The 18,715-nt window shown below is 61.8% G+C and carries 20 protein-coding genes; 14 read left to right on the top strand and 6 right to left on the bottom strand.

All coding sequences use genetic code 11. The features are described 5' to 3' along the window. Positions 1-63: 63 nt before the first annotated feature. From AAHE99_RS22130 to ftsB, 4 genes are all read left to right on the top strand, one after another. The gene (locus tag AAHE99_RS22130; RefSeq protein ID WP_342119520.1) at positions 64-1,725 is read left to right on the top strand and encodes a CTP synthase; all 1,662 of its coding nucleotides are present in this window, start codon (positions 64-66) and stop codon (positions 1,723-1,725) included. Beyond that, the gene (kdsA, locus tag AAHE99_RS22135; RefSeq protein ID WP_342119521.1) at positions 1,722-2,576 is read left to right on the top strand and encodes a 3-deoxy-8-phosphooctulonate synthase; all 855 of its coding nucleotides are present in this window, start codon (positions 1,722-1,724) and stop codon (positions 2,574-2,576) included. Before AAHE99_RS22130 ends, kdsA begins: the two co-directional genes overlap by 4 nt. Positions 2,577-2,679: 103 nt before the next feature. Continuing rightward, complete coding sequence (gene eno / locus AAHE99_RS22140) at positions 2,680-3,963, top strand: phosphopyruvate hydratase (RefSeq protein ID WP_130310935.1); 1,284 nt, start codon at positions 2,680-2,682, stop codon at positions 3,961-3,963. Between the two features lie 48 nt (positions 3,964-4,011). After that, positions 4,012-4,299, top strand: coding sequence for a cell division protein FtsB (gene ftsB / locus AAHE99_RS22145; RefSeq protein ID WP_342119522.1), 288 nt, complete (start codon positions 4,012-4,014; stop codon positions 4,297-4,299). Positions 4,300-4,388: 89 nt separating this feature from the next. Here ftsB and AAHE99_RS22150 read toward each other — a convergent pair whose 3' ends face one another. From AAHE99_RS22150 to AAHE99_RS22160, 3 genes are all read right to left on the bottom strand, one after another. Further along, the gene (locus tag AAHE99_RS22150; protein ID WP_342119523.1) at positions 4,389-6,203 is read right to left on the bottom strand and encodes a DUF885 domain-containing protein; all 1,815 of its coding nucleotides are present in this window, start codon (positions 6,201-6,203) and stop codon (positions 4,389-4,391) included. 75 nt (positions 6,204-6,278) lie between these two features. Further along, positions 6,279-7,226 carry an Hsp33 family molecular chaperone HslO gene (gene hslO, locus AAHE99_RS22155; protein WP_342119524.1) on the bottom strand — a complete coding sequence of 316 codons (948 nt, stop codon included), beginning with the start codon at positions 7,224-7,226 and terminating at the stop codon, positions 6,279-6,281. Positions 7,227-7,229: 3 nt separating this feature from the next. Continuing rightward, complete coding sequence (locus AAHE99_RS22160) at positions 7,230-7,754, bottom strand: gamma carbonic anhydrase family protein (RefSeq protein ID WP_342119525.1); 525 nt, start codon at positions 7,752-7,754, stop codon at positions 7,230-7,232. A gap of 104 nt (positions 7,755-7,858) precedes the next feature. Here AAHE99_RS22160 and AAHE99_RS22165 point away from each other — a divergent pair, with 104 nt between their 5' ends. From AAHE99_RS22165 to bamC, 9 genes are all read left to right on the top strand, one after another. After that, positions 7,859-8,734 carry an alpha/beta fold hydrolase gene (locus tag AAHE99_RS22165; protein WP_342119526.1) on the top strand — a complete coding sequence of 292 codons (876 nt, stop codon included), beginning with the start codon at positions 7,859-7,861 and terminating at the stop codon, positions 8,732-8,734. A gap of 42 nt (positions 8,735-8,776) precedes the next feature. Next, entirely contained in the window at positions 8,777-9,610 is an 834-nt protein-coding gene (locus AAHE99_RS22170; RefSeq protein ID WP_342119527.1) for a 3',5'-nucleoside bisphosphate phosphatase, read from the top strand. Between the two features lie 70 nt (positions 9,611-9,680). Next, complete coding sequence (htpX, locus tag AAHE99_RS22175) at positions 9,681-10,550, top strand: protease HtpX (RefSeq protein ID WP_342119528.1); 870 nt, start codon at positions 9,681-9,683, stop codon at positions 10,548-10,550. A 3-nt stretch (positions 10,551-10,553) separates the two neighbouring features. Then, complete coding sequence (locus tag AAHE99_RS22180) at positions 10,554-11,177, top strand: L-threonylcarbamoyladenylate synthase (protein WP_342119529.1); 624 nt, start codon at positions 10,554-10,556, stop codon at positions 11,175-11,177. A gap of 43 nt (positions 11,178-11,220) precedes the next feature. Beyond that, positions 11,221-11,883, top strand: coding sequence for a site-2 protease family protein (locus AAHE99_RS22185; protein ID WP_342119530.1), 663 nt, complete (start codon positions 11,221-11,223; stop codon positions 11,881-11,883). A 4-nt stretch (positions 11,884-11,887) separates the two neighbouring features. Beyond that, entirely contained in the window at positions 11,888-13,090 is a 1,203-nt protein-coding gene (locus tag AAHE99_RS22190) for a tryptophan--tRNA ligase (protein ID WP_342119531.1), read from the top strand. Then, entirely contained in the window at positions 13,083-13,652 is a 570-nt protein-coding gene (locus tag AAHE99_RS22195; RefSeq protein ID WP_342119532.1) for a class I SAM-dependent methyltransferase, read from the top strand. The genes AAHE99_RS22190 and AAHE99_RS22195 overlap by 8 nt, the downstream gene beginning before the upstream one ends. Positions 13,653-13,726: 74 nt before the next feature. Further along, positions 13,727-14,605: a 4-hydroxy-tetrahydrodipicolinate synthase gene (gene dapA, locus AAHE99_RS22200; protein WP_342119533.1), complete on the top strand. Its 879-nt coding sequence runs from the start codon at positions 13,727-13,729 to the stop codon at positions 14,603-14,605. A 13-nt stretch (positions 14,606-14,618) separates the two neighbouring features. Further along, positions 14,619-15,770, top strand: a complete 1,152-nt coding sequence (gene bamC / locus AAHE99_RS22205; RefSeq protein WP_342119534.1) for an outer membrane protein assembly factor BamC — start codon at positions 14,619-14,621, stop codon at positions 15,768-15,770. A gap of 169 nt (positions 15,771-15,939) precedes the next feature. Here bamC and AAHE99_RS22210 read toward each other — a convergent pair whose 3' ends face one another. The 3 genes from AAHE99_RS22210 to AAHE99_RS22220 form a co-directional block, all read right to left on the bottom strand. Beyond that, a complete protein-coding gene (locus AAHE99_RS22210; protein ID WP_342119535.1) occupies positions 15,940-16,209 on the bottom strand; it encodes a hypothetical protein in 270 nt (89 codons plus the stop codon). Positions 16,210-16,498: 289 nt separating this feature from the next. Further along, entirely contained in the window at positions 16,499-16,969 is a 471-nt protein-coding gene (locus AAHE99_RS22215; protein WP_342119536.1) for a DUF7931 domain-containing protein, read from the bottom strand. A gap of 11 nt (positions 16,970-16,980) precedes the next feature. After that, on the bottom strand, positions 16,981-18,105 hold the full coding sequence (locus tag AAHE99_RS22220; protein ID WP_342119537.1) for a ribosomal protein uL16 3-hydroxylase: 1,125 nt from the start codon (positions 18,103-18,105) through the stop codon (positions 16,981-16,983). A gap of 57 nt (positions 18,106-18,162) precedes the next feature. Between AAHE99_RS22220 and AAHE99_RS22225 the strand changes: the two genes are divergently transcribed. Then, on the top strand, positions 18,163-18,705 hold the full coding sequence (locus tag AAHE99_RS22225; RefSeq protein ID WP_342119538.1) for an FKBP-type peptidyl-prolyl cis-trans isomerase: 543 nt from the start codon (positions 18,163-18,165) through the stop codon (positions 18,703-18,705). The last annotated feature ends 10 nt before the right edge of the window (positions 18,706-18,715 follow it).

The following is an 18,715-nucleotide window of genomic DNA, read 5'->3' on the forward strand; positions in this document are numbered from 1 at the left end:
TGGGCCCAAAATGAGCTATAATTTCAATTTCCCGCTGCGCGCCTATCGGCGCCCGATCTCGCAATGACCAAATTTGTCTTCGTCACTGGTGGCGTTGTGTCGTCCCTTGGTAAAGGGATTGCCGCCGCCTCCCTCGCCGCGATCCTCGAATCGCGCGGTCTCAAAGTCACCATGCTGAAACTGGACCCGTATATCAACGTGGACCCAGGCACCATGAGCCCAATGCAGCACGGTGAAGTCTTCGTTACCGACGATGGCGCCGAAACCGACCTGGACCTGGGTCACTACGAGCGTTTCATCTCCACCCGCATGCGCAAGGTGAACAACTTCACCACCGGCCAGATTTACGAATCCGTGATCCGTAAGGAGCGCCGCGGCGAATACCTTGGCAAGACCGTGCAGGTGATCCCGCACATCACCAATGAAATCCAGGACTACATCCGCCGTGGCGCGGAAGGCTACGACGTCGCCCTGTGCGAAATCGGCGGCACCGTAGGCGATATCGAATCGCTGCCGTTCCTGGAAGCCGCCCGCCAGCTGTCGCTGCGCGCCGGCCGCAAGAATTCCGCTTTCGTTCACCTGACCCTGGTGCCTTACATCGCATCGGCCGGCGAACTGAAGACCAAGCCTACCCAGCACTCGGTACAGAAGCTGCGCGAAATCGGTATTTCCCCGAACGCGCTGCTGTGCCGCGCCGACCGCAAGATCCCGGAAGACGAAGTGGCGAAGATCTCGCTGTTCTCGAACATCGAAGAACGCGCCGTGATTTCGGTATGGGACGTGGACACCATCTACAAAGTGCCGCAAATGCTGCACGACCAGGGCCTGGACGCGATCATCTGCGAGGCGCTGGACCTGAACCCGGCGCCGGCCGACCTGTCCATGTGGGCCAAGCTGATCCACAACCTGGAACACCCGAAAGCGGAAGTGTCGATCGGCATGGTCGGCAAGTACGTGGAGCTGACCGAGTCGTACAAGTCGCTGACCGAGGCGCTGCGCCACGCAGGCCTGCACACCGAGTCGCGCGTCAACATCGAGTACATCGACTCGGAAGAGATCGAGACCAAGGGCACTGCCGAACTGGCCAAGTTCGACGCCATCCTGGTGCCGGGCGGCTTCGGCAAGCGCGGCGTGGAAGGCAAGATCAAGGCGGCGCAGTTCGCCCGTGAGTCGAAGGTTCCTTACCTGGGCATCTGCCTGGGCATGCAGGTAGCGCTGATCGAGTACGCGCGCCACATGGCCGGCTTCACCAAGGCCAACTCCACCGAGTTCGAGCCGGATACCGAGCAGCCGCTGGTGGCCCTGATCGACGAGTGGCAGAACGAAGACGGCAAGATCGAGAAGCGCGACGCCAACTCCGACCTGGGCGGCACCATGCGCCTGGGCGCGCAGACCTGCGAAGTGAAGCCGGGCACCCTGGCCGCCGAGATCTACGGCAGCGTGGTGACCGAGCGTCACCGTCACCGCTACGAAGCGAACAACCATTACCTGGCACGCGTGGAAGAGGCCGGCCTGGTGGTGGCAGCCCGTACCCCGAACGAGAACCTGTGCGAGATCATGGAACTGCCGCGCACCGGTCCTAACGCGCACCCATGGTATATGGGCGTGCAGTACCACCCAGAGTTCAAATCGACCCCGCGTGACGGCCATCCGCTGTTCACGTCCTTCATCAAGGCAGCCCTGGCGCATAAAGCCGCCGGCTCCCGTCTGGAGAATGCAGCATGAAGCTCGCTGGTTTTGAAGTAGGCCTGGACAAACCGTTCTTCCTGATCGCAGGCACCTGCGTGATCGAATCGCGCCAGATGGCGTTCGATACCGCCGGCGCGCTGAAGGAAATGACCGCCGAACTGGGCATCCCGTTCATCTATAAATCGTCCTTCGACAAGGCCAACCGCACCTCCGGTACCTCGTACCGCGGTCCGGGCATGGAGAAGGGCCTGGAGATCCTGGGCGACGTCAAGCGCGAACTGGAAGTGCCGGTGCTGACCGACGTGCACACCGTGGAAGAAATCGCCGCCGTGTCGTCCGTGGTCGACGTGATCCAGACTCCGGCCTTCCTGTGCCGCCAGACCGACTTCATTACCGCCTGCGCCGAATCCGGCCTGCCGGTCAATATCAAGAAGGGCCAGTTCCTGTCGCCGCACGAAATGAAAAACGTGATCGACAAGGCGCGTGCCGCAGCCAAGGCCAAGGGCCTGAATGAAGACAACTTCATGGCCTGCGAACGTGGCGCTTCCTTCGGCTACAACAACCTGGTGTCGGACATGCGTTCGCTGGCCATCATGCGCGAAACCGGCGCACCGGTGGTGTTCGATGCCACCCACTCGGTGCAGCTGCCGGGCGGCCAGGGCGGCTCCTCGGGCGGTATGCGCGAGATGGTGCCTGTGCTGTCGCGCGCTGCCGTGGCGGTAGGTGTAGCCGGCCTGTTCATGGAAACCCACCCGGTTCCTGCACAAGCGCTGTCGGATGGCCCAAATGCCGTTCCGCTCGGCCGCATGAAAGATCTGCTGTCCGTTCTGATCGAACTGGACCGCGTGACCAAGAAAGCAGGTTTCCTCGAATCTGACTTCAATTGATTCGTATACCTGGGGCCGCTTTATTTGCGGCCTTTTTTTGGCCCTGTCTGTTATCCTTGCAACAATTTTGCCCCCGAATTCGCTTTAACTTTGGAGAAAACACATGAGTGCAATCGTTGACATCATCGGTCGTGAAGTAATCGACTCGCGCGGCAATCCGACCGTGGAATGCGACGTCCTGCTGGAATCCGGCGTCATGGGCCGTGCGGCCGTGCCGTCCGGCGCATCGACCGGTTCGCGCGAAGCCATCGAGCTGCGCGACGGCGACGCCAAACGCTACTTCGGCAAAGGCGTGCTGAAGGCCTGCGAAAACATCAACACCGAAATCTCGGAAGCCATCATGGGCCTGGACGCCAATGAACAGGCTTTCCTGGACCGTACCCTGATTGAACTGGACGGCACCGAGAACAAGTCGCGCCTGGGCGCCAACGCCATGCTGGCAGTGTCGATGGCCGTGGCCAAAGCCGCGGCGGAAGAAGCCGGCCTGCCGCTGTACCGCTACTTCGGCGGCTCCGGCGCGATGCAGATGCCAGTGCCGATGATGAACGTCATCAACGGCGGCGCACACGCCGACAACAACCTGGACATCCAGGAATTCATGATCATCCCAGTGGGTGCGCCATCCTTCAAGGAAGCCGTGCGTTACGGCGCCGAAGTGTTCCACACCCTGAAGAAGATCCTGCACAAGAAGGGCATGAACACCGCCGTGGGCGACGAAGGCGGCTTCGCTCCTTCGCTGGCATCGCACGAAGAAGCGATCAAGCTGATCATGCAAGCGATCGAAGAAGCCGGCTACGAGCCAGGCACCCAGATCGCCATCGGCCTGGATTGCGCAGCTTCCGAGTTCTACAAGGACGGCAAGTACCACCTGGAAGGCGAAGGCATGGTGCTGTCGGCTGAAGAATTCACCAACCTGCTGTCGACCTGGTGCGACAAGTACCCGATCATCTCGATCGAAGACGCGATGCACGAAGGCGACTGGGCCGGCTGGGCGCACCTGACCCAGGCCCTGGGCAAGAAAGTGCAGCTGGTAGGCGATGACCTGTTCGTCACCAACACCAAGATCCTGAAAGAAGGCATCCAGAAGGACATCGCCAACTCGATCCTGATCAAGATCAACCAGATCGGCACCCTGACCGAAACCTTCGCCGCCATCGAAATGGCCAAGCGCGCCGGCTACACCGCCGTGATCTCGCACCGTTCCGGCGAAACCGAAGATTCGACCATCGCCGATATCGCTGTGGGCACCAACGCCCTGCAGATCAAGACCGGTTCCATGTCCCGCTCCGACCGCATGGCCAAGTACAACCAGCTGCTGCGTATCGAAGAAGACCTGGGCGACATCGCTTCCTACCCAGGCCGCGATGCGTTCTATAATCTGAAGTAATTTTGTACTTCCCGGCCGGGACACCCCGGCCGGTTCAGTTTTGTCCCAATGCGCCTGATTACCGTAGCTCTTGCCCTGTTGCTCGTCCTGATCCAATACCCGCTCTGGCTGGGGAAGGGGGGCTGGCTGCGCGTCGCCGACCTGGAAAAGGAAGTCGCCGCCGCACAGGAAAAGAACGAAGGCCTGCGCCAGCGCAACGCCAAGCTGGCTTCCGAGGTAAATGACCTGAAGGACGGCACCGGCGCCGTCGAAGAACGTGCCCGCTTTGAGCTGAGCATGATCAAGCAGAACGAAATCTACGTGCAGGTGCTTGGCAAGGGCCAGGCCAAGCCGTGAAAAGTCGGGGTCATGTCTGACAATCGGACACGGGCTCAACCGCCTAGCGGTTGAGCCCGTGTCCGATTGTCAGACATGACCCCGACTTTTCACTTACTGCGCGCGATCCATTCGTTGACGCGCGTTTCCAGCAATGGCAACGGCAGCGTGCCTTCGCCCAGTACCACGGCGTGGAAGGCCGGGTAGCTGAACTTGGCGCCCAGTTCGCGTTGCGCCTTGTCGCGCAGTTCCAGGATTTTCAGCGAGCCGACCTTGTAGCTCAGGGCTTGCGCCGGCCATACCATGTAGCGCTCGATCTGGTTCTTGGCGCGCGCTTCCGATACCCCCTGTTTCTCCACCATGTAGGCGATGGCTTTTTCGCGGCTCCACCCTAGCGCGTGCATGCCGGTGTCCACCACCAGACGTACGGCGCGCAGCATTTCGGCGTTCAGGTGGCCGTAGTACCAGACCGGGTCTTCATACAGGCCGAAATCCTTGCCCAGCGTTTCCGCGTACAGCGCCCAGCCTTCGGTGTAGGCGGCGTTGTTCTGGTTTTCGGTGCTGAACATGCGGAAGTCGGGCAGTGGCATTTCCTTCAGCAGTGCTGCGTGGAAGTGGTGTCCCGGCACGCCTTCGTGCAGCAGCAGGCTGGCCATGCCGGTGCGGCTGTAGTCTTTTGGGTCGTTGACGACGGCCCAGAACACGCCAGGGTGCGAACCGTCGGCGGCGGGCGGGGTGTAGTGGTCGGAGGCGGTGGCGCGGGTCAGCTCGGGTTCGAGGTCGACCACCAGTTTCGATTTCGGCACCAGGCTGAAATAGGCTGGCAGCTTGGCCTGCACGTTGTCGTAGATCTTGCGGTATTCGGCCAGCACCTCGGCTTCCGTGGTGTACGGCTTGAACTGCTTCTGGTCGCGTACCCATTGCGGGAAGGCTTGCGCCGGGCCGTCGTATCCGAGCTTGCCCATCAGGGTTTGCATCTGGGCGCTGATGCGGGCGACTTCTTTCACACCCAGGTTGTGTACTTCCTGCGGCGTGAGCGGCAGGGTGGTGCTGTCGTTGATGCGGGCTTTATACCACGCAGCGCCGTTTGGCAGGGCGCTCCAGCCTGTGCTTTCGCGGCTGGCTGGCAAGTATTCGGTTTGCAGGAACTGCACCAGGCGCTCCAGTGCCGGGTTGAGTTTCTCCACAGCGGCGCGATAGTCGCGCGTCAGGCGCTCTTTGTCGGCGGCGCTGAAGGCGGCGGGCATGCGCTTGATTGGCGAGTAGTAGACGCTGGCTTCCGGCGTGGCGCTGCGTAGCGCGGTCATTTGCGGCAGCAGCATTTGCGTGATCGCTTTCGGCTGCACGATGCCTTGCTTGATGCCTTCGCGCATATTCGCCACGGCCTGGTCGATCCATGGCGCCAGCTGGCGCACGCGGCTCAGGTAATCCTGGTATTGCTTTACGGTGCCCAGCGGCTGCGAACCGGTGCCGCCGGCGTAGTTGGCCAGCGTGCTGGGTACGTTGTCGAAGTGGTTCAGCGGCAGCAGGTGCTCGGGGAAGGGAGCCAGCGACAGGGCTGCGTCCAGTTCATACGCCAGCAAGTCGTGGGTCATCTGCTCGTTGCCGGCCAACTGCGCGCGCGGGATTTTGGCGAGGCGCTTTTGCATCTGGCGGTAGGTCGCGAACTGCTTGGCGCGCACTGCCGGTGCGATGGCCATGCCGATCTGGTCGTTGTAGCGCGGGTCGCCGTTGGCGGTGGCGAACAGCAGCGGGTCGTAATGCGCGCGGGCCACGTGGAAATCATTGGCCAGTTGCGCCAGCTGGCGGCTGGCCGCGCTGACTTGTTGCTTGGCGGCTGGCGCTGCCAAGACTGGCTGGAGGGCGAACGGGCTAGCCAGCAAGCTGGCAGCGAGGAGCGCGGTCGAAATGCGGGTAGGCAGCATGGTGTCTCCTAAAGCCGAGCCCGTGTCCCACCATGGTGCCTGACCCCATGGTGGGACACGGGGTCAGCAGTTGTTTTAGTGTTTGGCTTCGGAGCCGTGGATCAGGGCTTCGGCGGGGGCGTCGGTGACGAACAGCTGGGCGCAGTCGACGGCGTCGTACTCGTAGTGCTTGCCGCAGAAGTCGCAATTGATACCGAGCTTGCCTTGTTCTTCCAGCGCGGCTTCCACTTCCTGCTGGCCCAGCATCTTCAGCATATTGCCCACTTTCTCGCGGGTGCAGGAGCAGTGGAACGATGGGTGCAGCGGCTCGAACACGCGCAGGGTCTCTTCCCAGAACAGGCGCTTCTGCAGTTCTTCGATGCCGTGCTCCAGCATCTCCGCTTCCTTCAGCGTATCGCCCAGCATGACCACACGGTTCCAGGTTTCCTGCGACACCTCCGCAGCATGCGCGGTTGCTTCAGCCTTACCGCCATGCAGCGGCAGCTTTTGCAGCAGCAGGCCGCGCGAGACCTGGTCGTCGGCCGCCAGCCACAGTTTGGTGTCCAGCTGTTCGGAACGCAGCATGTAGTGCTCGATCACGGTCGCCACGTCGTCGCCGTCCAGCGGGACGATGCCCTGGTAAGGCTGCTGGCCCGGCACCTTCTCGGCCGGATCCAGGGTGATGACGAAACGGCCATGGCCATGCGCATTCACCAGCGCCTGCAGGCCCGCATCTTCCGCAATCGCGAACTCGGAATTCATCTTGGCCGTAGCGCGCATGCGCAGGTCGGAATCGCATTCCACCACCAGCAGGCGCACCGGGCCGTCGCCGTGCAGCTGCATGACCAGCGAGCCGTTGAATTTCAGGTTGGCCGACAGCAGGGCGGCCGCCGACACCATCTGGCCCAGCAGGCGTTTCACCGCGACCGGGTAGTGGTGGCGGGACACGATCTCGCGCCAGGTGGCGGACATGTCGACCAGCTCACCGCGTACGGCGGCGTCTTCAAAAACAAACTTCTGCAGGGTGTCGGGTGTATTCGTCATTGTTTATCCAATCTTCTTCAGTTGCGACTTGAACAGCTGGCCACGTTTGACATAGCTGTCGGCGCTGCCTTTCAGGCGCGCCACGTCTTCCGCCGTCAGTTCGCGCACCACTTTGGCCGGTGCGCCGATGATCAGCGAGTTGTCGGGAAATTCCTTACCCTCGGTTACCACGGCGCCGGCGCCGACCAGGCAGCCCTTGCCGATCCTGGCGCCGTTCAGCACCACCGCCTGGATGCCGATCAGCGAGCCGTCGCCAATGGTGCAGCCGTGCAGCATGGCCTGGTGGCCGATGGTCACGTCACGGCCCACCGTCAGCGGGTAGCCCATATCGGTATGCATCACCGTGCCTTCCTGGACATTGCTGTTTTCACCAATCGTGATGCGCTCGTTGTCGCCGCGGATGGTGGCGCCATACCAGACGGAGCTGTTGGGCATCAGGGTGACCTTGCCGATCAAAGTGGCATTGTCCGCCACGAATGCGGAAGCATCAATCTCTGGCGCGTGTTCGCCAAGCTGGTAAATTGTCATGGGTGACCCGGTAAGAGGGAAGGGAAGTGGCGCTATTGTACGTCAAGCAGGTTTTAGTACGGTCGTGCTATTATCTTGGATCACCTATTAAAAGGCAGGGCGACATGACTCCATCCCGTTCCGATTTTATCAATGTGCGCGGCAAGCGTACCCACGTGCTGCACTGGGGCCGCGAAGGTGCGCCTAAAATCTTCATGGTGCACGGCTGGATGGACGTGGGCGCCAGCTTCCAGTTCGTGGTCGATTGCCTGAAGGGCGACTGGCATGTGATCGCGCCCGACTGGCGCGGCTTCGGCCTGACCGAACGCAATGGCACGGATACCTACTGGTTCCCGGACTATGTGGCGGACCTGGACGCCATGCTGCGCCATTACCAGCCGGAGGGCGAAGTCAACCTGCTGGGCCACTCGATGGGCGGCAATGTGGTCAGCCTGTACGCCGGCGTGCGCCCCGAGCGCATCCGCCGCCTGATCAACCTGGAAGGCTTTGGCCTGAAGGCCACCGTGCCGGAACAGGCGCCATCGCGCATGCGCAAGTGGCTGGACGAGCTGCTGGTGGAGCCGGAAATGCGCACTTACGACAGCCAGGCCGCGGTCGCCGCGCGCCTGCAGAAGACCAATCCGCGCCTGACGGACGAAAAGGCAGCCTTCCTGGCCAGCCACTGGTCGGCGCAGAACGCGGATGGGCAGTGGGAAATCCTGGGTGATCCGGTGCACAAGCGCCCCGGCCCGTCGCTGTACCGGGTGGAGGAAGTGCTGGCCTGCTGGAAGAAGATCACGGCGCCGGTGCTGTGGGTGGAGGCGGAAGACACCAATATGTGGCTGTGGATGGGCCCCAAGGACGAGGCGCGCGCGGAAATCAACCGCCGCCTGGGCCACCTGGCCAAGGTCACACCGAAAATGATGCCGGATGCAGGCCATATGCTGCACCACGACCAGCCCGAAATGCTGGCCGAAATGCTGGAGGAATTCCTGGCCTGAACTTTCAGCGTACAATGAAACCTTCGCAATATTGCAACTCGTATGCTGAACGTAGATCTCCACTGCCATTCGAATGTGTCCGACGGTGTGCTGCCCCCGGCGGCGGTCGCCGAGTATGCCCGCAAGGCGGGCGTCGATGTCTGGGCCCTGACTGACCACGATGAGGTGAGTGGCGTCGCCACCGCGCGCGCCGCGGCGCAGTTGCAGGGCATGCGTTTCATCTCCGGCGTCGAGATTTCGATCACCTGGGCCAATGAAACGGTGCATATCGTCGGTTTGCAGATCGACGAGAACAACCCGGCCCTGGTGCAGGGGCTGGAGGATACCCGCTCGGGGCGCGACAACCGTGGCCGCGAAATCGGCCGCCAGCTGGAGCTGGCCGGCATTCCGGGCGCTTACGAGGGCGCGCTGAATTATGTCGACAACCCCTCGCTGATGTCGCGCACCCACTTCGCCCGCTTCCTGGTGGAGCAGGGCGTGTGCAGCTCGGTGCCGGAAGTGTTCCGCAAGTACCTGTCGCCGGGCAAGCCGGGCTATGTCGAGCATCGCTGGGCATCGCTGCAGGATGCGGTGGGCTGGATTGTGGGCGCGGGCGGCATTGCCGTCATCGCGCATCCGGGGCGTTATAAGTTCACGCCAATGCAGGAGGGCGTGCTGTTTGATGAATTCAAGCAGCTGGGCGGCACGGCGATCGAGGTGGTGACCGGCTCGCACTCGCCGGACCAGTATCCGAAGTATGCCAATCTGGCCAACAGCTATGGTTTCCTGGCTTCGCGTGGGACGGATTTCCATGCGCCCGGCGAGGCGCGGGTCGATTTCCGCCTCCTGCCGCCGCTGCCGGGCAATGTGACGCCGGTTTGGCACGACTGGTTCTGACCAGGGACTTGTATTTCCCTACTGCCGACCATAGATTATCATTCGGCAAATTGTCCGGAGAACCAATACTATGAAACGCATCATCCTGTTCCTCGCCACCAACCTGGCCGTTGTGCTGGTGGTATCCATCGTCCTGTCCCTGCTGGGCATCGGGCGTCCTGGTTCCGGCACCAGCATGGGCGGCCTGCTGGCGTTTTCCGCCGTGGTCGGCTTCACTGGCTCGATTATTTCGCTGCTGATGTCCAAGCCGATGGCCAAGTGGTCGACCGGCGCGCGCGTGATCGAGCAGCCGCAGAACTCCACCGAGCAGTGGCTGGTCAGCACCGTGCACGCGCTGGCCGACAAGGCCGGCATCGGCCGTCCTGAAGTGGCAGTGTACGAGGGCGACGCCAACGCCTTCGCCACCGGCGCCTTCAAGAATGACGCCCTGGTGGCCGTCTCCACCGGCCTGCTGCAGTCGATGAACAAGGAAGAAGTCGAGGCGGTGCTGGGCCACGAGGTGGCGCACATTGCCAACGGCGACATGGTGACCCTGACCCTGATCCAGGGCGTGGTGAATACCTTCGTGGTGTTCCTGGCCCGTATCGTCGGCGGCATCGTCGACAATATGCTGAACAAGAACGAGGAGCGCAGCGGCCCGGGCATCGGCTATATGGTGACCGTATTCGTGTGTGAGCTGCTGTTCGGCCTGGTAGCCTCGATGATCGTGGCCTGGTTCTCGCGCCAGCGCGAATTCCGCGCCGATGAGGGTTCGGCCCGCCTGCTGGGCTCCACCGTGCCGATGCAGCACGCCCTGGCGCGCCTGGGCGGCATGCAGCCGGGTGAACTGCCGCAAGGCATGGCCGCTTCCGGCATCACCTCGCCAAGCGGCTGGGCAGCCCTGTTCTCCAGCCACCCACCGCTGGAAGAGCGTATCGCCGCCTTGCAGCAACTGCGCTAATTTATGACCCAATTCTTCCAGGTCCACCCGGACAACCCGCAGCTGCGGCTGATCAAGCAGGCGGCGCAAATCATCCACGGCGGCGGCATTGTGGCGCTGCCGACGGATTCCTGCTATGCCCTGGTGTGCCACCTGGACGACAAGGCGGCGGTGGAGAAGCTGCGCCGCATCCGCGGCATTGATGAAAAGCACCATCTGACCCTGCTGTGCCGCGACCTGAGCGAAATCAGCACCTACGCCCGGGTCGATAACAAGCAATTCCGCCTGCTGAAGGCGGTCACGCCCGGCCCGTACACCTTCATCCTGGAGGCGACGCGCGAAGTGCCGCGCCGCCTGTCCCATCCTTCGCGCAAGACCATCGGCCTGCGCGTGCCGCAGAACGCCATCACCGAAATGCTGATGGCCGAACTGGGCCAGCCGCTGCTGGGCACCACGCTGATCCTGCCGGGCGACGAAGAGCCGCTGACCGACCCCGACCAGGTGTTGGAACGGCTGTGCAAGCAGGTCGACCTGGTGATCGACGGTGGCGCCTGCAGCCTGGAACCCACCACCGTGGTGGACCTGACCGGACCTGAACCCGAACTGATCCGCAAGGGCTGCGGCGACTGCGCCGCCCTCGGCCTCTGAACCCTCCCGAGGGGCGGTCTGCCCCTCTGATAGAATCCCATTTATGAACGATTTTGACCAGGTTGTCCGCACCATCGCGGTCTACGCCATTCCCGTCCTGTTTGCTATTTCCCTTCATGAGGCTGCCCACGGTTACGCCGCCCGCTATTTTGGCGACAACACCGCCGAAAAGCTGGGCCGCCTGACCCCGAACCCGATCAAGCACATCGACCTGTTCGGCACCATCCTGCTGCCGCTGTTGCTGCAATTGATGCATCTGCCGCCATTCGGCTACGCCAAGCCGGTGCCGGTCGACTTCAACCGCCTGCGCAACCCGAAAAAGCAGATGGGTTTCGTGGCCGCCGCCGGCCCGGCCGCCAACTTCGCCATGGGCCTGGGCTGGGTGCTGTTCTATGTGTTGCTGCGCGGCGCGGGCGTGACTGAACCGTTCCTGCTGGGCATGTGCCAGGCCGGCCTGACCGCCAATGCCGTCATGTGCGCCTTCAACCTGATCCCGATTCCGCCGCTGGATGGCGGCCGCATCGTTACTTCAATGCTGCCGCGCGACCTGGCGTATAAATTCGCCAGCATCGAGCGCCTGGGCCCTTTCATTTTCATCGGCCTGATCCTGCTGCTGAATACCGGCCCGTTCCAGTCTTTCCTCCATGTGCTGATCGGTTTCGTGCGCTACCTGATTGTTTTACCGTTTAGTCCTTTCCTGAGCTGATGCCATGTACCCTGACCGCGTAGTCTCCGGCATGCGCCCGACGGGCAGCATGCACCTTGGCCACTACCATGGCGCCCTGAAAAACTGGATCAGGATGCAGGCCGAACAGCCTTGCCTGTTCTTCGTGGCCGACTGGCACGCCCTGACCACACACTACGACGACCCGTCCATCATCGAAAAGTCCACCTGGGACATGCTGGTGGACTGGCTGGCGGCCGGCGTCGATCCGACCCAGGCCACCCTGTTCATCCAGTCGCGCGTGCCGGAGCACGCCGAGCTGCACCTGCTGCTGTCGATGGCCACCCCGCTGGGCTGGTTGGAGCGCGTGCCGACTTACAAGGACCAGATCGAGAACCTGGCCAACAAGGATTTGGCCACTTACGGCTTCCTCGGCTACCCGCTGCTGCAGGCGGCCGACGTGCTGATCTACCGCGCCAGCGAAGTGCCGGTCGGCGACGACCAGGTGCCGCACGTGGAGATGATGCGCGAGATCGCGCGCCGCTTTAACCACCTGTACGGCAAGGAAAAGGGCTTCGAGGAAAAGGCGCAGGACGCCGTCAAGAAGCTGGGCAGCAAGCGCGCCAAGCTGTACAACGAGCTGCGCACCGCCTACCAGCAGGAGGGCGACGACGCTGCGCTGGAGCAGGCCAAGGCCATGCTGGACGATGCGCAGAACCTGTCCATGATCGACAGGGAGCGCCTGTTCGGCTACCTGGAAGGGGCGCGCAAGCTGATCCTGGTGGAGCCGCAGGCCAAGCTGACCGAGGCGTCGCGCCTGCCGGGACTGGATGGCCGCAAGATGTCCAAGAGCTACGGCAACGCGATTGCCTTGCGCGAAGACAAGGAAGTGGTCACCAAGAAGATCCGCACCATGCCGACCGACCCGGCGCGCGTGCGCCGCAGCGATGCCGGCGACCCCGAGCGCTGCCCGGTATGGCAGTTCCATGTGGTGTATTCCGACCAGCCGACCCAGGAGTGGGTGCAAAAGGGCTGCAAGTCGGCCGGCATCGGCTGCATCGAGTGCAAGCAGCCGGTGATCGACGCCATCGTCAAGGAGCAGGAGCCGATGCACGAGCGCGCCCAGCCTTACCTGGACGATCCGTCCCTGGTGCGCGCCATCGTGGCGGACGGTAATGAAGCAGCGCGCAAGCTGGCGCAGGAAACCATGCGCGATGTGCGCGAAGCAATGGGGTTAAGCTATGGTTGATCCGGTCGCCCACTTGCCGACCCCGCCGTCGCCGTGGGTCGAGCGCTTTGCGCCGCTGGTGCCGGGCGGTGAAGTACTGGACCTGGCCTGCGGCAGCGGCCGCCATTCGCGCCTGCTGGCCGCGCTGGGGCATGCCGTGGTCGCCGTCGACCGCGACGCCGAGGCGCTGGCCGCCACCGCCGGCGATGGCATCGTCACTAGCCAGATCGACCTGGAAGAAGAGGGCGCCTGCTGGCCTTTCGGCCCGGCGCGCTTTGCCGGCATCATCGTCACCAACTACCTGCACCGCCCGCTGCTGGCGGACATGCTGGGCAGCCTGGCGCCGAACGGCATGCTGATTTACGAGACTTTCGCCGACGGCAATGCCGCCTTCGGCAAGCCGTCCAACCCCAACTTCCTGCTGCAGCCGGGAGAATTGCTGGAATTGGCTAGAATGCATGGTTTGCGTGTCATCGCATTCGAGGATGGCGTCGTTAATACACCGAAACCGGCCATGGTGCAGCGTATTTGTGCCGTGAAAGAAGAGTTTCCAAGGGAGGCGGCGCTGTTGCCGTCATTTTGAGCGTCCAAAATGCACCACGGGTGCAGGGGATGCTCTACAATCGTCGTTTTAAATCTTTTTGCAATTGGTTTCCTATGATTAAGGGTAGCATTGTAGCAATCGTAACCCCGATGCACGCGGACGGCTCCCTGGACTATCCAGGCCTGAACGCGCTGCTCGACTGGCATGTTGCCGAAGGCACGGATGCCATCGTCATCGTCGGCACCACCGGCGAATCCGCCACTGTCAGCGTGGCCGAGCACTGCGAGCTGATCAAGGCTGCCGTGGACCGCGTGGCCGGCCGCATCCCAGTGATCGCCGGTTCCGGCGGCAATTCCACCGCAGAAGCCATTGAACTGACCCGCTTTGCCAAGAACGCCGGTGCCGACGCGTCGCTGCAAGTGGTGCCTTACTACAACCGTCCTACCCAGGAAGGCATGTACCAGCACTTCAAATCCATCGCCGAAGCGGTGGACCTGCCGGTCATCCTGTACAACGTGCCGGGCCGTACCGTGGCCGACATGAGCAACGACACCATCCTGCGCCTGGCCCAGATCAAGAACATCATCGGCGTGAAAGACGCCACCGGCAATATCGCGCGCGGCTACGACCTGCTGCGCCGCGCGCCGGCCGACTTCGCTGTCTACTCGGGCGACGATCCAACCGCGATCGCCCTGATGATGGCCGGCGGCAAAGGCAACATCTCCGTGACCGCCAACGTGGCGCCACGCCTGATGCATGAACTGTGCGCAGCCGCCATGGCCGGCGACGGCGCCAAGGCCACTGCCATCAACAACCAGCTGTTCCCGCTGCACCAGAATCTGTTCATCGAACCGAATCCGGTGCCAGTCAAGTGGGCCCTGGCGGAAATGGGTAAGATGCCTGCCGGCATCCGCCTGCCGCTGGTACCGCTGGCAGAGCAGTATCACGAGACCGTCCGCGCTGCCCTGCGTGAATCCGGTGTGCTGAACTAATCTTCTTTTTCACATGACTATTCGCAAGATCGTTTCCAAGACCCCGCAGCGCGGGCTCGTCGTTGGCGCCCTGATGCTGAGCCTGACCGGCTGCGGCATGGTGAGCTCGGTAATCGGCGACACCAAGGTGGACTACAAATCGGCCAAGAAAGCCAGCACGCTCGACGTGCCGCCTGACCTGACCCAGCTGTCGAAGGACAACCGCTACTCGCTGCCAAGCAATGACCGAGGCGTGGCAACCGCCACCGGCTACCAGGCCACCCGCGGCGGTACTGCCGCGGCACCCGCCAGCACCAATGAAGTGGCCAGCACCGGCAACAGCGCGGTGAAGGTCGAGCGTTCCGGCAACCAGCGCTGGCTGGTGGTGCAGCAGACCCCGGAAGCGCTGTGGCCGCAGCTGAAGTCGTTCTGGGAAGAGTCGGGCTTCACCCTGGCAGTGGACAATTCCACCGCCGGCGTGATGGAAACCGAGTGGAACGAAAACCGCGCCAAGATCCCGCAGGACTTCATCCGCAATACCCTGGGCAAGGTTTTTGACGGCCTGTATTCGAGCGGCGAGCGCGACAAGTACCGCACCCGTCTCGAGCGCAATGCCAAGGGCGGCACCGAGATCTACATCAGCCACCGCGGCACCCAGGAAGTGGCGACCGGCGCGCAGAACGAATCCACCATGTGGACCCACCGTAACAGCGACCCGAACCTGGAAGCGATCTTCCTGGCCAAGCTGATGACCAAGCTGGGCGGCGCCGCCGACGAAGCCACCGCCAAGACTTCGGTCGACAACGCCGTGGTCCAGGCGCAGCACGCCACCATCGTGGGCGAGGGCGCAGGCAAGTTCATCAAGACCGACGAAGGCTTCGAGCGCACCTGGCGCCGCGTCGGCCTGGCGCTGGACCGCGCCGGCTTCACGGTGGAAGACCGCGACCGCGTGCAGGGCGTGTACTACGTACGCTTCGTGAACGACGCAGCGGATACCCGCGGCTGGTTCAGCAAGCTGTTCAGCTTCGGTTCGGACAAGGATAAGGAAGCCCAGCGCTTCAATATTTCCGTCCGTTCGGATTCGGTCAACAGCACCCAGGTATCGGTGTGGACCAGCAAGAACACGCCGGAAGACACTCCGGTGGGCGAGAAGATCCTGAACCTGCTGCATGAGCAGCTGAAATAAGGGTAGCCCTTAATGCAAAAAAGCCGGCATATGCCGGCTTTTTTATTAGGGAAATTCGGGGTCGTGTCTGACATTCGGACAAATTGCTGCGCAATTTGACCGAATGACAGACACGACCCCCAATAAAAAAACCAGCCCGAAGGCTGGTTTCTTTTTCCCTGCGAAGGAATTACTTAGCAGCGGAAGCAGCGGAAGCAGCAGCCGAAGCAGCCGAAGCAGCAGCGGAAGCAGCGTCAGCAGCTGCGGAAGCAGCGGAAGCGGCAGCAGCAGCAGCGTCAGCGGCTGGAGCAGCAGCAGGAGCAGCAGCGTCAGCAGCTGGAGCAGCAGGAGCTGGAGCAGCCGCTTCTGGGGTAGCTACTGGAGCTGGAGCTTCTTCTTTCTTGGAGCAAGCAGCCAGAGCAACAGCCAGCAGGGAGGCGATCAGCAGGGATTTTTTCATTTGTTTTCCTTAATTAACTCAACAAAAATTAAACAATGTTGCGATGAATAATTACCGGTAATTATCGCTCGTACGGCGTTTCGTCGGCCTTTCCAACCTTCAGAAAAAGGTCGACCAGACACGGAAACACACCGGATATTATAGCGTTTTCTGCTGCGTCGCAATAGCAAAAGGGACTGTTTACACAACTATTTTGCGGAATCGCAATGTTTTTTTACAGTACCGTTCTACCTGCAACTTCAGCCATTACCGTCATATCTCGAACAGCGTCATTTTACAGTCTCCTGACCTACAAACCAGTCGTTCCCGCTTTCAGGCCCGGCACGGTTTCAGCCCAGATAGCCTCATAACGTTCCAAACTGGTTTGGGTTGACGAAGGATCATGAAAATTTGCTTCCCCGCGGAAATGATCCGAGTGGAAGCGGCGCACGATGTGGATGCCATCGGCCACGCAGAAGGAGTCGGTCAGGGTGCGGATGGAGCGGCTGGTCAGGCGGCATTCGATCTGGTGGCCGTAGTCCTCCAGCAGCTTGAGGAAGCGCGGGTCATGGCGCTCGAGGTGGGCGTTGCTGTGGGCTACCAGCTGCAGGCGGCCTTTGTGCTGCAGGAAGTGGCGCAGCAGGGCATCCGTCTTGGAATGCCCCAGCTGCCACCAGGCGTAGTCGGGATCGAAACATTGCAGCGTCAGGCAGGCTTGGGAGATGCAGTCCAGCAGCAGGGCCTGGAACTGGCTTCGGCTGTCAAATGGCTGCTTCTCCATGCTACCTCCGCTTATTTGTTGAGTTCCAGCCAGCCGTCGGTGTACCAGGCGAACAGGGCTTCCAGCACGTCCTCGGAAGCGCCGGCCACCGCCGCGCCGTCCAGGCCACGGGTATTGGCCAGGGTTTCCAGGGCCGCCTTATCGGCCTTGTTCATGGCAAACGATTCGCCATTGATAAAGACATTCTTGCCGCGATAAAGCATCTGCGTCTTGCGCGACAGGGTAACGCCTTTCTTTTCGGCCTGCTGCTGGAATTTGCCGGCGGTCAGCGGCTTTTCCAGCGGCTGGAAGAAGACATTATGCTTTGGCTCGGACAGGTATTCGCCCAGGAAAATGGCGAAATCGTCCTCTGTAAAGCTGACCTTATTCAATTCGTCGGCCAGTTTCGACAGCATGGCTTTCGGGATTTCGGCCGGCTTATTGGTCGGTTCCAGGTCCGGATCGGCATAGCGGCCCGGCAGGTCGATGGAATCGGCCATGAATTGCAGGAAGGCTTCGCCCAGTTCCTGGTAGGACGGTGAACGGAAGCCGATCGAATAAGTCTGGCAATCGCCGATCGCTTCGCCATCGTGGGCGTAGTGCGGCGGCAGGTAGAGCATATCGCCCGGTTCCAGCACGAATTCTTCGGTAGCCTTGAATTTCTTCAGGATCTTGAGCGGCAGGCCTTCGATCAGGGTCAGGTCTTTCTGCGCGCTGATCTTCCAGCGGCGCTGGCCCTCGGCTTGCAGCAGGAACACGTCGTACGAGTCGAAATGGGGGCCGACGCCGCCGCCATCGGTGGCGAAGCTGACCATCAGGTCGTCCAGGCGCGCGTCCGGCAGGAAGCGGAACTGGCGTAGCAGCTCGTCGGCCTTTTCATCCTGCAGGTTGACGCCCTGCACCAGCATGGTCCACTCGCGCTCGCTGCGCGCCGGCAGCGATTTCAGCGGGCCGTGCTGCATGTCCCAGTTGCCATCGGTCTTGGTAACCAGGCGGCTTTCCACGTAGTCCTTGGTGGCTAGTTCGGCCAGTTTCTCGAATGGCAGCAGCGGCTTGAAGCCGGGCACGGCCTGACGGATCAAAAGAGGCTTCTTGTGCCAGTAATCGCGCAGGAATTCTGCGGGCGTGATATCGCCCAGGAGTGTGAGTTTTTTCATGGGTGCGATTATAGCGCGCGGTATAATCGCACCAGCTTAGAAATGAAAGGAAGCTCAATGAAGATCGCCAAGAATACCGTTGTGACGGTGGAGTACAAACTGTCCGACGCGCAAAACAATCTGATCGAAGACGGTCGCCAGCCGATGGTTTACCTGCACGGTGGCTACGAGAACACCCTGCCGAAGATTGAAGAAGAGCTGGATGGCAAGGAAACCGGCTACGCCACCACCATCCAGATCGAACCGGAAGACGCCTTTGGCGATTACGACCCGAACCTGCTGAAAGTGGAAGAGCGTGCCCGCCTGCCGGAGCCGCTGGAAATCGGCATGCAGTTCGAAGGCCTGCCAGAAGGCGGCGACGATGACGACGCCATGATCTTCACCGTGACCGAAATCGCGGAAGACAAAGTGGTCCTGGACGGCAACCACCCGCTGGCCGGCATGGCCCTGCGCTTCGAACTGAAGGTGGTTGAAGTGCGCGCCGCAACCGAAGAAGAAATCGCCCACGAACACGTGCATGGCCCGCACGGCCACCATCATCACGACGAAGATGATGAAGGCGAGGAAGGCGACCACTTCCGCAGCCAGCCGCTGCATTAAGCAAAGTTTC

It is taken from the genome of Pseudoduganella sp. OTU4001 (genome assembly GCF_038440195.1).
Lineage (GTDB): Bacteria > Pseudomonadota > Gammaproteobacteria > Burkholderiales > Burkholderiaceae_D > Rugamonas.